This window comes from Thermogutta hypogea, from assembly GCF_055386265.1.
This window is the reverse complement of sequence record NZ_AP042425.1, coordinates 791466-803862: the sequence shown is the minus strand read 5'-3', so window position 1 is coordinate 803862 and position 12397 is coordinate 791466. Positions and strand designations below refer to the sequence as shown.

General features: G+C 61.7%; 7 protein-coding genes. 3 read left to right on the top strand and 4 right to left on the bottom strand.

Translation table 11 applies throughout. The annotated features are described in order from the left end of the window. The first annotated feature begins 197 nt into the window (after positions 1-197). The gene (locus ACZ5B4_RS02700; RefSeq protein WP_464912906.1) at positions 198-2024 is read left to right on the top strand and encodes a heparinase II/III domain-containing protein; all 1827 of its coding nucleotides are present in this window, start codon (positions 198-200) and stop codon (positions 2022-2024) included. 63 nt (positions 2025-2087) lie between these two features. On the opposite strand, the gene ACZ5B4_RS02695 is transcribed toward ACZ5B4_RS02700, so the two are convergent. From ACZ5B4_RS02695 to ACZ5B4_RS02680, 4 genes are all read right to left on the bottom strand, one after another. Continuing rightward, positions 2088-3074: a DNA-methyltransferase gene (locus tag ACZ5B4_RS02695; protein ID WP_464912905.1), complete on the bottom strand. Its 987-nt coding sequence runs from the start codon at positions 3072-3074 to the stop codon at positions 2088-2090. Positions 3075-3360: 286 nt separating this feature from the next. Continuing rightward, positions 3361-4083, bottom strand: coding sequence for a polyprenol monophosphomannose synthase (locus ACZ5B4_RS02690; RefSeq protein WP_464912904.1), 723 nt, complete (start codon positions 4081-4083; stop codon positions 3361-3363). 149 nt (positions 4084-4232) lie between these two features. Then, positions 4233-6278, bottom strand: coding sequence for a tetratricopeptide repeat protein (locus tag ACZ5B4_RS02685; RefSeq protein ID WP_464912903.1), 2046 nt, complete (start codon positions 6276-6278; stop codon positions 4233-4235). Positions 6279-6673: 395 nt separating this feature from the next. Then, on the bottom strand, positions 6674-7729 hold the full coding sequence (locus ACZ5B4_RS02680; protein WP_464912902.1) for a sensor histidine kinase: 1056 nt from the start codon (positions 7727-7729) through the stop codon (positions 6674-6676). A 626-nt stretch (positions 7730-8355) separates the two neighbouring features. Here ACZ5B4_RS02680 and ACZ5B4_RS02675 point away from each other — a divergent pair. After that, complete coding sequence (locus tag ACZ5B4_RS02675; RefSeq protein WP_464912901.1) at positions 8356-10482, top strand: DUF1549 domain-containing protein; 2127 nt, start codon at positions 8356-8358, stop codon at positions 10480-10482. Between the two features lie 108 nt (positions 10483-10590). After that, positions 10591-12078: a DUF1501 domain-containing protein gene (locus ACZ5B4_RS02670; RefSeq protein WP_464912900.1), complete on the top strand. Its 1488-nt coding sequence runs from the start codon at positions 10591-10593 to the stop codon at positions 12076-12078. The last annotated feature ends 319 nt before the right edge of the window (positions 12079-12397 follow it).

Genomic DNA, 12397 nt, shown 5'->3' with positions numbered 1-12397 from the left:
CGGCTGCAACGCCCCACCGGAATCACTTGCAAAGGCCCCACCTGAACGCCACTACCAACGAACCCCACTACCAACGAGGAATCGACATGCCGACTTCCAAGCCGATTGTCCGAACGTCAGCACGACTTATTGCATTAACCGCGGTCGTCGTATCCTGGATTGCCGTTGGGGCAACCGGCCGCGTCGTCGCGGAGGAAATGGCTCCGCCTGCGGATCGCGTCGCGGCTTGGAAGGCGATGCTGCGACCATCGGCGGGTGGAATCGGCGCGCCGATTTCGGACCGTCGCGTGTGGGACGACTTGGCCGCAAGGGAGGATTTCCAAGACATTCCCGCACGAGCCGCAAGCGAAGCGGCACGACCTCTTCCCGAAGCCACGGATGAGTTGTATCTCGATTTTTCCAAGACGGGCACCCGTCGTCGCTACGAGTCGGTGCTGTTTGCCAGGCGCCAACGGCACTGCTTGCTCGTGCTGGCGGAGTGCCTTGAGAACCGCGGCCGATTCCTGCCCGAGATTGAGCGAACCCTCCGAGCTTTTTGCGCTGAAAAGACTTGGGTTTTGCCCGCCCACGACCGTAGCTTGGCCAATTTTCAGGACAGAATCGTTGAGATCGATTTGGCCTCGTCCGCGACGGGCTTTGAATTGGCGCTGACCCTGAATTGGCTAGGTGACAAGCTCTCGCCGGAAGTCCGAAACCTCGTCATGGCGAATCTGGAGCGGCGCGTTTTTCAGCCCTTTGAAGGAGCGGTTCGCAATCGGCAACCCGAATTGTGGTGGCTGACCACCACGAACAATTGGAACGCGGTGTGTTTGGCCAATACCGCAGGCGCGGCCATGGCTGCCATCGACGACCTCGAACGCAGGGCGTTTTTCGCGGCTGCCGCTGAGCATTTCATCCGCAACTTTCTGCGAGGCTTTACGCCGGACGGCTATTGTTCCGAGGGGATGGGCTACTGGAACTACGGCTTCGGGCATTACGTCATACTGTCCGATATTCTCTACCGAGTGTCGGGCGGCAAGGCAGACTTGATCCTTGATCCCGCGGCGGCGGCACCCGCCCGCTTCGGTTACAGAATGCACATCGTGAAAGATCTCTATCCCCCCTTCGCCGACTGTTCGTTCGGCTCCAAGCCCGACCGGCGGTTGACGGCCTACCTCAGCCGACGTCTGGGCTTCGGCTTGACAGAGCTCGAAGACCGGTATCTTGGGCCGAAGACCGGACCGTCCAGTTCGTTATCCGGACTTGCCGTATACGCCATGCCGGACGCGGGCGGCCCGCCGTCCGCCAAGCCCGATCGGCTCGAAAGGACGCTCCGCGACTGGTTCCCCAACGCGGGCGTACTCATCGCCCGGCCGTCGCCGGATCGTGCCGATGATCTGGCGGTAGCCCTGAAGGGCGGCCACAACGCCGAACACCACAACCACAACGACGTCGGATCATTCTTGGTCGTGATCGGCGGCGAGGCGGCGATCGTCGATCCGGGCGCCGAGGTCTACACCGCTCGAACCTTCGACTCTCGGCGCTACCAGAGCAAACTGTTGAACTCCTACGGTCATCCCGTCCCGGTGGTAGCCGGGCAATTGCAGCGGCCCGGTGCCGATGCCAAGGGCACGATCTTGCAAGCCGAGTTCAGCGACGAAGCCGACCTCATCTCAATGGATATGACCTCCGCGTACAAGGTTTCGGAATTGCGGTTCTTGAAGCGAACCTTCTTATTTCGCCGGGGTGACGGGGGAAGTTTAACGGTAACGGACAGCGTCGAGTTTTCTTCGCCGCAACAGTTTGAAGAGGCGCTCGTAACCTTCTCGCCTTGGAAGCGTTTGACGGACCATCAACTCCAAATAGGGGAAGGAAAAGCGGCCGCGGTGGTCACCATTAACGCGGCAGGCCGCGCATTCGAACTGACAGACGAAGAGATCGAGGAACCGATCCGGTATTCCGAGAAGCCGAAGCGATTGGGGATTCGCTTTACCGAACCCGTGTCGAGCCTCGAAGTCAGCCTCACGATCACGCCGCAACGATAGCCGAGCTTGCATCAACAGGCGGCGGGTTGCGCGGCTGCCGAACGCGAGGTGCACGTTCGGGCCTTACGCGGTGCGGCTGCCGTCACGGCCCTTCGGCGGTCCGGCATCTGCGGCCGGGGCCGCCGGGCGACGCACGAACCGCCTTCGGTTGGCTCGCGGTTCGACGTCCTCCAAGCGGCGACCTTGATCCGTGGAGGGAACGCTATTGAGCGGGTCCGCCGATCCTTCCAGCGGATCACCGGGTTGGATCGCGTCCAGCCGGCGCCGGATGTTCGCGGTGTATTCCGGGGACAGCTCGAAGCCCAGGTATCGGCGTCCCAACTTCTTCGCCACGGCCAGGGTCGTGCCGCTTCCGGCAAACGGGTCGAGTACCCACTCGCCGGGCCGGCTGCACGCCGAGATGATCCGTCCCAGCAATTGCTCGGGCATTTGGCACCCGTGAAAGCCCACCCTCTCCCGGAATGTGCCGCAAACGCGCGGGAAATACCAGGTGTTTTCATCGGGGCGAAAACCGTCGGGCACGTCTTGAGGCCGGAGAATCCAGGTGTCGTCGGGCAAACGCCCTCGCGGGTCGGCCCGTTTGTCACCGTAGACCAACTGCCGCGCCGAGGGTACGCGAATCTCCTCGTCATTGAACGTGAATCGCTTGGGATCTTTGACCCAATAAAGCAGATGCGCGTGGGAGCGGGTGAACTTGCGCTTGCAATGAACGCCGAACGTGTAGTACCACACCACCCAGCTTCGCAGTACCAATCTGTGCTGCTGCTGAATCATGACCTTCAGCTCGGCGACGTATTCATCCCCAATGGCCAGCCAGAATGCGCCGTCCGGTCGCAGGATCCTCGCCACCTCCGCCGTCCACGTCCGGCACCAGTCGATATACTCCTGGTCGTTGAGCTGATCACGATAAACGTCGTATTCGTAGCCGATGTTGAAAGGCGGATCGGCGAAGACAAGATGCACCGACGCCGGCGGCAAGGCCTTCATCCTCTGAATGCAATCGCCGTGAAATACCCCCTCGGTGAGTGACGGCACATCGTATTCCTCCATCAAGACGTCCTCCTTCACGAGGTCGCATGGCCTCAATACGCCGATACAGGATGTGACCTGTCTACCCCGGGAAAAGTTTACCTTCCCGGAGTTCACCGCGCGCAAATCCGATTCATACCATCTCCTTCTCGCCGGCCCCACGTTGCCTGCCCCCGTTGCAGGTTCACCGCAGGCTCGTACCGTCATTATGCTCCGGCCCGGCCGAAGAATCAGTCGGGGGATGGCGGACCACGTTGCCACGAGGGAGGAAGACGTGGTGAGGACGAAGCAGAAAAGAGCGGCGAATTCAGCCCAGGAGCCCCAGTCGGGCGATGATCCAGAGTGCCTCGACCGCCTCGCGGGAGTTGATTTTGGAGCTTCCTCTCCGCCGATCGGTGAAGGTAAAGGGGACCTCCCGGAAAACCGCACCTGCCCGCCGCAAACGATACAAGATCTCTTCTTGGAACGAGTAACCGCGCGATCGCACGGCCGCGAAGTCCAGCCGCTCCAACGTGGACGCGCGGTAACAGCGAAACGCCCCGCTGCAATCGCGGACGGGCAGTCGCAGGAGAAGACGCGCGTAGGCGTTGACCGCGGCACTCATCCAACGGCGGGTCCGGGGCCAACCCTCCACCCCCCCGCCGGGAACATAGCGCGAGCCGATCACGACGTCGGCCGGCGGTTTCTCCGGAGGGTCCATCGCAGCGATCAACTCGGGAATCTTCTCGGGCGGATGACTGAAGTCGGCATCCATGTTGAGGATGTACCGGTAACCCCGATCCATCCCGGACCGCAGGGCCAGCAGCGTCGCAGTCCCCAAGCCCAGTTTGCCCTCGCGGTGGATGCAGCTAAACCGCTCGTCATGCGCGGCGTATTCATCGCACCACCGGCCGGTTCCGTCGGGGGAATTGTCGTCGATCACCAGAACATGAACCATCGGAGCGATGGAGAAGATCGCCTCCACCAGTTGCGGGAGATTCTCCCGCTCGTTGTAGGTGGCAATGGTGACGAGCGTTTCCGCGGTTTGCATCGATGACCCACCCCCTTGGCGAACAAGGCGGAAACCGGCGGACACTGATCCGCCGGCTAAAGCGACCCGTCATCGCCGCTTGCCATTTTTCACCGAAATCGTGCAGGCAGCAAGATCGGCATCGCGAGCCGTCCGAGCCGGGTCAGGCCCTAACGCGGAATGGGTGGTGTCGGTTCGTTGGGGGATGTCGCCGCGGAAGACGCGGTTCGGACTTGGCGCCGCATGGCCGCCAGATTGGAATGCGGAACTTCCAGAGCCGTGGCGTCCATCGCGCCGGACTGCACGGCGGCTTCGAGGAGCTTGATGCCCTGCTCGGTCAACTCGATGGCTTTGGACGCCTGATTCGATTCCCAATACGAAACGCCCATGCTGACGAACGTTTCGCCCAGCCTTCCAGCCGACAAGCCCGTGGTTCCAGCGGCCGCTTTTTGCAGCATCGGAACCGCTTTGTCGAACAATTCCACGGCGGCTGCGTGATCCTGTTTGGCGATCGCATGGATAGCCCCCAGTCGGAAGTAGAGGCGTCCCATCAAGTAATAGTCGCTTTGTTGCAACGTCCGGGAGGTTTGACCGTTTTCCAGCAACTCGGCGGCTTCCAATCCGTATTGCAGGGCCGCGTCATGCTCCCCGCGGATTTGGAAACACTGGACCGCGTCGTAGAGCGCGACGCCGATATCCCACTGGATTTGCAGACGCCGCACGCCGCCGGCTTCGGCCAAAGCCGCGGGCGCCGCCTCCTCCAACCGGGCAATCCACGGCTGGGGATCCAGGCCGCTCGGCACGCCCACCGAAGCACTCAAGGCCGCTGCCGCCACCCGAATGCGAAACAGCGGCGAGCCGCCTTCCTTGGCGAGTTCGTCGGCGGCTGCTCCGGCGCGCTCCAGCCAACGCGGTACGACGATCTCCTTTTGCTCCCACGGCCCCCAGGCGATGGCCCGCGCCGCGCCGATGTGGGCGTCCACAAGAACCTCCTTGGCCGCCAAGCGGTACGCCGGATGAGGATCGGACGCGATGGGGTGCGCAATCTTGATCGCCTCGGTGTAGTATTCCACCGCTTTCTTGTAGTCCGGCGGATCTCCGTTGGCATGCAGATCGCCCTGGGCGCACACGGCCCGGGCCTTGAGGTGCGGTCGATTCTCCGACGCGGCCGCCACCGTCTGCAACTCTCGCAAGGCTGCCTCTCGCTCACCCGTGGACGCCAGCAGTTGAGCCAGCGTTAATCGGTATTGAGGATCATTGGGAGCCGATGTCACGGCCTGACGCGCCGCGGCTAAGCCGTCATTCGCGGCCCCAAGCAACATGTAGCTCTTGGCCAAGAGCCAATGGGCCCGAGCGTAACCGGGATCCAGACGCAACGCCACCCGCAAGTCTTTCACCGCTGATTCCGGATCGTTCTCAAGGAAAGTCTCGGCACGGAGTACAAAGGGTTCAGCCGAGATCGGGTCGAGCACGATTTGCGTCACCAACATGGAAGCCTTGCCCGCCTCATCGGAGGGAGCGAAACCGAATAACACGCCTTTTTCGGGAAAGGCCTGGCCGATCACCATGCCGCGAGGATCGGAAACCAAGACCGGTCGCACAGTGGATAATTGCAGATGCTCGCCGACCAACTTGGCGGGATAGGCCTTTTCGAGATGAACCACAATGCCCACCACCTTGCCGTCGCGGAAGTGCGTTTCCACCCGATTGAAAGGTCCGACCTGGTACAAATGCAGCAGATCCCCGTCCTGCTCCGTCCGCGCCGTGGGCTCCCCCCACGCCTTGCGGACGTCTTCCATCGTCGAAACGCCGGGCGTAATTCCATTGAACGCGGCGGGGTCTACGGTCACCTCCGTATTCGTGACGGGATCGACGGTCGGTTCCAATGTGGAGCTTCGGCCGGAGGCGGCATCGACCCGGCTTGCGTCGCGTGTACCACCGAGAGACGCATCGGGCGGAGAGGGCGATTCGGGGGCGCCCGCTTGAGGCGTTTCGTTGCGGAGCGTCAGCGTGGGTCCGGATTCCGCCGGTCCGACCGCCGGTTCAAGCGTCGGCTGGGAGTTTCGCGCTGCGTTTCCCCCTGCCTGCACCGTGCGAACGTCGTTCGTCGACGGCAAAGCGCCGTCCTGGCCGCGGACTGTTACGCCGAAGAATAGCGCCAGGCCGCAAAAGAACGGCACGAGAAGGGATCGAATCATGGACGGAAGGGAACACATAGCGAGTTCCTCCTGAACATCGCAGCCCGATGTCGGGCCTGGGAAAAAGCACGCGAATGCATCCGACCGGCTGAGACAGGCGGCAACTTGCGGTCGCGGCCGGCAATTCCGGTTGCCCCGACTATGGCGACAATCATCGTGCCCAGAGAATCCTCGATGACGATCCGTCGCACTCACCAAGCCCCTCCACCGGACCAACACGCCACCGCTGCAACGGACGCAGCCTGCCGAGTCGGGGGGTAGTTTAGCGTTCCTTTTCGGTCTGCGTCCAGAGCGTTTTTTCCAGCTGGAAGGCCAAAAATCAGGGCATCATGCGGATGCGTCTTCATTTCCCGCTATGGCGGGTTTTGCCTAACGACAGCCGAAGGGGAAGGAAATCATTCCCGCCTCTGACCTCACTCGGTCTTTGCGGTAGCCTGGGATAAGGGGGCAGGCTCGGTCGCCGGAACGGAAGGCATCCGTCCGACACCCGTCTGCTGAACGTGGCTCGCCGATTCCGGCGGGTGGATGGGAAGCTGAACCCGAAAGCAAGCCCCTCCGTCGGGACGATTCTCGGCCCAAATTCTGCCCCCGTGAGAATGGACGATTTCTCGACAGATCGCCAACCCCAAACCCGTTCCACCGGACGCCGTCCGCGTCTTGCTGGACTGAACAAAGGGATCGAAGATGCTTTCGATCTCATTGGGCGGGACGCCGCAACCCCGATCAGCCACGGCGACCAAGCAGCGGCCCTCCGCGGCTGCTATGGTGACTTGAATTGCCCCCTCTTGAGGAGAGAACTTGATCGCATTGCTGACAAGGTTGCGAAAGACCTGCTGGATGCGTTGATCGTCCATCCATGCCTTAATGGGTTCCGACGGCGGGACAAATTCGAAGTGAATCCGGCGGTGCTCGCACGCGGAGCTGAATTCATCCAACACGCGGGCCATGAGCTGAACGGGATCGTGCCAGGCAAAATCGTACTGCATCTTGCCGGCTTCCAGCTTGGCCAGGTCCAGCAAATCGTTCAGAAATGCGAGCAAGGTCTGACCGCTCCGCTCAATTTGCGTGAAGTACTTCAGAAGGGTGGAACGCTCCGCCGTCTCCGCCTTCTTAATGCCGAATGCGGCATAGCTGAGGATTCCGTGAAGCGGCGTTCGTAACTCGTGCGAGAGGTTGGCGAAAAAGAGGTCCTTCGATCGTTGGGCGGCGTCGCGGGCTTCCATCAGCTCGCGGAGAGCGCGGTGGCTTTCTTCGGCCAAGAGTACCTTTTCATGCTCCTCCAGCGCCTGCTCCACGGCCTTCATCTGGGACTGCTGAAGAGACGTACGCTCGTTTCGCAGTTGCTCGACCCAAACGGCGTACTGCTCCACGAGCCCCGCAAGCAGGGCGGAACAGCCTGCGGCCTGAAGCGTGGGCCGCAATTGCGCGGCTCGAGCTGCGACCCTCGCGGTATCCGAAGCAAGAACCATCACGGCGGTTCCACGAATGGGCACCGGGATGCCACGACGCGGCTGAACACACCGACACTCAATCGGTGTGGCAAACAAGGTCAAATTCGTCGGGGCAAGCGGATGAACCAGATCGCCCTCCGTAACCGACGCCGATTTCAAATACTCCCTGACTTGCTTCGGAAGCACAAGCGAAGCATTCGGTGCCGAGTACACGGACGCCCAGCGGAACTCTTCATTCAAAACACCGACGAGTGAAACGGGAAGCACTGAATCGAACTCACCGAGCCGGCCAAGTAACCAATGGCCCTCGCTTTCCTCGCGATCCAGGATATCCAGCAAATCTTCGAGGTTCATGGTCACGAGGCCCCCCATTCCAGCCCCATTCCTTAACTTTGCGTCATCGCCGCAAGTGCTTGGGAAAATATACGTTATGCCGGGGCGTTCCGAGACGAGCTCCCGAGCGTAGCACGTCGCCTTCCCTCCGCCGCACTAACCCAAACGCCGCGGTTTTTTGTCTGAGCTGCTTGACAAATACACGGACGGCGTCAAGAATTGGACGCCGTATGCGAGTGAGTCTCAATATGCATTAGGTGACGCACTCTCGGACACGCGCTACCCCCCGCCGATTCACCGGAGCACATGGAATGCCCACCTCCTTGCGCATTAGTATCGCTACAACTAACACGTGGCGAACCTTGGGCGCAGTCGTCACCGCAGCGACATTGCTCCTGACATCCGGCGGCGAAAGATCGACGCTCGGTGCGGGCGACTCCGTTAGCGTCCCAGCCGACAAGACGGCGCCGAATGCCCCCCTCCCTACGGGGGCTGCGGCCCCTATCGGCCAACCCTTGATTGCCGCGGCGCCCAGCCGCGAACAAGGCTCCCAGCCGCCGACGGCGGCCGAAGCCGCGACCGGCGTCGATTTCTCCCACGAGATCGTTCCTCTCTTAAGGGGGCGGTGCGGCCAGTGCCATCTGGGCTCGAAGAGCGAGGGCGGGTTGTCACTCGATACACGGGAATTGATTCTGCAATCCAATACGGTCGTCCCCGGTAAACCCGAAGAAAGCGAACTCCTCCGCCGCGTCATGAGCAGCGATCCGGACGAGAGGATGCCGGCGAACGGTCCGCCCTTGACGGCGGAACAAATCGATCTGTTGCGCCGCTGGATCGCGATCGGGATGCCGTGGGAAGAAGGCTTCGCCTTCTCGGGACCTCGGCCGGCGGAAGCTCGCCCCTTGTCGCTCCGGCCCGTGGAGCTTCCCCCGGAAACCGCCGAGCGCAAGCACCCTATCGATCGCCTGGTGGGGGCGTATTTCGACCGCCGCGGCCTCCCGTTCCCCGCCCCGGCCGAACCGCTGAAATGGTTCCGGCGCATGAGCTACGATCTGATCGGATTGCCTCCGACGGCAGAAGAGATCGCCGCCTTCACCGCGGACGAGTCACCTGAAAGATACGCCCGATGGCTGAAAAAACGGCTCGATTCGAGGCGTGAATACGCCGAGCACTGGCTGAGCTTTTGGAACGATCTGCTGAGAAACGATTACACCGGGACAGGGTACATCGACGGCGGACGCAAGCCCATCACCGCCTGGCTGTATCAGGCGCTCCTCGACAACATGCCCTACGACGAATTCGTCCGGCAACTGGTGGCCCCGACGCCCGAATCGGAAGGATTCATGCGGGGCATCCAATGGCGAGGCAATGTGAACGCCAGCCAAAGGACGGAGTTGCAATTCTCGCAGAATACGGCTCAGGTCTTCCTCGGCATTAACATGAAATGCGCCTCGTGCCACGACAGCTTTGTCGACCATTGGACTTTGAAAGACGCCTACGGTTTGGCTGCCATCACGGCGAATGAACCGCTCGAAATCTACCGCTGCGACAAACCGATCGGCGAGACCGCCCAAGCCCGATTCATCTATCCCGAGCTGGGAAGTATCGATGGAAGCGCGCCGCGGGAAGAGCGTCTCCGTCAGTACGCCGGCCTTTTGACCGACCCGAGAAACGGCCGAACCGCACGGACGATCGTCAATCGCATCTGGCACCGTCTGATGGGGCGGGGATTGGTCCACCCGGTCGATGAGATGGACCGTCCCGCCTGGGACGAACAGCTCCTCGATTACTTGGCCGCCTACCTCATGGAACACGATTGGGACCTGAAGCAGCTCATCGAACATATCTGCTCGTCCCAAGTCTATGCCGCCGTCTCCAGCCCCGCGCATTCCGACGATCCTGAAGGTTACGTGTTCCACGGCCCCCAACCCAAAAGGTTGACCGCCGAGCAATTCACGGACTCCCTATGGCGTCTCACCGGCAGCGGGCCGGAGAAAGCCGCGTTCACTCCGGCCGGGGAAAAGGATGCCACATGGTTCCGTACCTCTCTTACCGCGGCGGACCGCTTGCAATTGGCACTCGGCAGGCCGATGCGCGACGTGGTGGTTTCCACGCGGCCGGAGGATGTCACGACGCTTCAGGCCTTGGACCTCGCCATCGGTCCGGAATTGCACGAAGCGCTCAAGCGCGGCGCCGAACGTCTCATGGTTCGATTCGCGGAGAAGGCCCCGGATGAGTTGATCCGCTTCGTCTATTTGAACACCCTCACTCGCGAACCGACCGATGCGGAAATCGAGATTGCAGAGAGCATTCTGACGGGGAAGCGTGAAACGGCTCAACCGGGCCCCTCCGAAACCGCCCAGACGCTCGACCAAAACGGCATCGTCGATTTCCTATGGATCGTATTCATGCTTCCGGAATTCCAGACCGTTTATTGACCAAGGCAATCCCATACCGCAGTCCCTTTGCTTGCCGTTTCCCATTGATAACGGATCCGCCGCGACGTCGGAGCGACGGAAACTATCGATGCGCAGGGAGTAAGAGCGATGAATTTCAATCATGAGGAACTCCGGCTTGGACAAGACCCACGCCGCTGGACGCGCCGCGACTTTGTGCGTTGGGCTTCGGCCGCCGCCGCGATGACCTTGACGATGGGAGAACCTCGCGTTTGGGCGTCCCCGCAGGCTGAGAGCAAGTCTGCCGCCGCGGGAGGCAACCAACCGTCCGCCAAGGCAGACTGCTGCATCCTCTTGTGGATGGCGGGCGGAATGGCTGCTCCGGACACCTTCGACCCCAAACGTTACGCTCCCTTCCGAGTCGGGCTGCCCGCCTCGGAGATTCTGAGCACGTTTCCCGCCATCGACACCGTCTTGCCGGGCGTGCAAATCTCTCAAGGACTGGAAAACATCGCCCAAGTCTTGGATCGCGGGACGTTGATCCGCTCCCATGTGTTGCCCGATTTGGGGCACATCTTGCATTCCCGGCATCAGTATCACTGGCACACGGGCTACGTACCGCCTCAGACGGTGGCTGCGCCGCACATGGGGGCATGGATGGCGCGCCTGCTGGGCCCTCGCGACGACGCCATGCCTCCCTTCATCGTGATCGGTCAGCGACTGGAAGGGATCGGCGAGAAGGAGGAACTGAAGGCGTTCCACACGGCCGGATTTCTGGGAGGCGAGTACGGCCCCTTCGTCATACCGTATCCCGAACAGGGAGCGGAGGCGGTCCGCCCGCCGCACGGCATGACGCCCTCACGTTTCGAAAACCGATACCATTTCTATCGAAAATTGGCCGAGGCCGATCCCAGGTACGTGCAGGCGGGTGATTTCCATCGGGAATCGATTCTGCGGGCCATGGAGAGCGCCTACCGCTTACTGGCCTCTCCCAAGCGCGAAGCCTTCGATATATCGCTGGAGCCGAAGGATGTTTACGACGAGTACAACACCGGCCGCTTCGGCTTGGGCTGCTTGTTGGCCCGTCGCTTGACGGAGGCCGGCGCTCGATTCATTGAAGTCACCACGGAATACGTCCCGTTCGAAGGCTGGGACACCCACGAAAACGGCCACACACGCTACGCCAAGATGAAGGAGCTGATCGACCGTCCGGTCGCAAGGTTGGTTCGCGACCTCGAGGAACGGGGTTTGCTCGATCGCACGCTGGTTGTTCTAGCCAGTGAATTCAGCCGCGATATGCTCGTGGAGGGCGTGCCGGGAAGCAACGCCAAGGACCAGTCACGCGCGCCGGCCGATGTGATGGGCGAGATGATTCATTATGGACTGCACCGCCACTTCACGGGGGCAAGCTCGGTTCTGATGTTCGGCGGCGGCATCGCCCGGGGCAAGGTCTTTGGCGAATCCGCACCCGAAAGACCCTGCATGGCCGTCAAAGACCCGATCAGCGTCACCGACCTCCACGCCACGATTTATACCGCCATGGGCATATCGCCGCGGACGGCGCTGGAGGTCGAACGACGTCCTTTTTACGTCACTGAGGACGGCAAGGGAAAGCCCGAGACCCGCTTGTTCGCCTAAATCTCCGATCCTACCCCCGGGCGTCGGCATCTGACCGTGTTCGTGTCCAAGGGGCCGCTGTGAGCAGAGATCGATCGCTTGCGGCCGCGCCGCTTCTGCCCGGGAACAGCCCGCACGTGTCGGGATCTATAACTCTAGCAATCCCTGCCGACCAGCCTACGGCTCCGTTTTCCCCCCAATTGCAGAACCCGCCGAGGGCGGATACCCTAGCGAAGTGCGGACGCGCGGCGTGATGCCGACCGGGACCGCGAACCTCGGTGAGCTGCTCCCTATCTTTAGGGGATACGGTGACCTCGTACCGTGGCCGAACCGGCTCGCG

What these genes read in the sequence shown, in the direction of transcription:
- ACZ5B4_RS02700 (WP_464912906.1), top strand. Translation starts at nt 198, where the DNA reads ATGGCTCCGCCTGCGGATCGCGTCGCGGCTTGGAAGGCGATGCTGCGA.
- ACZ5B4_RS02695 (WP_464912905.1), bottom strand. Translation starts at nt 3,074, where the DNA reads ATGGAGGAATACGATGTGCCGTCACTCACCGAGGGGGTATTTCACGGC.
- ACZ5B4_RS02690 (WP_464912904.1), bottom strand. Translation starts at nt 4,083, where the DNA reads ATGCAAACCGCGGAAACGCTCGTCACCATTGCCACCTACAACGAGCGG.
- ACZ5B4_RS02685 (WP_464912903.1), bottom strand. Translation starts at nt 6,278, where the DNA reads ATGTGTTCCCTTCCGTCCATGATTCGATCCCTTCTCGTGCCGTTCTTT.
- ACZ5B4_RS02680 (WP_464912902.1), bottom strand. Translation starts at nt 7,729, where the DNA reads ATGGTTCTTGCTTCGGATACCGCGAGGGTCGCAGCTCGAGCCGCGCAA.
- ACZ5B4_RS02675 (WP_464912901.1), top strand. Translation starts at nt 8,356, where the DNA reads ATGCCCACCTCCTTGCGCATTAGTATCGCTACAACTAACACGTGGCGA.
- ACZ5B4_RS02670 (WP_464912900.1), top strand. Translation starts at nt 10,591, where the DNA reads ATGAATTTCAATCATGAGGAACTCCGGCTTGGACAAGACCCACGCCGC.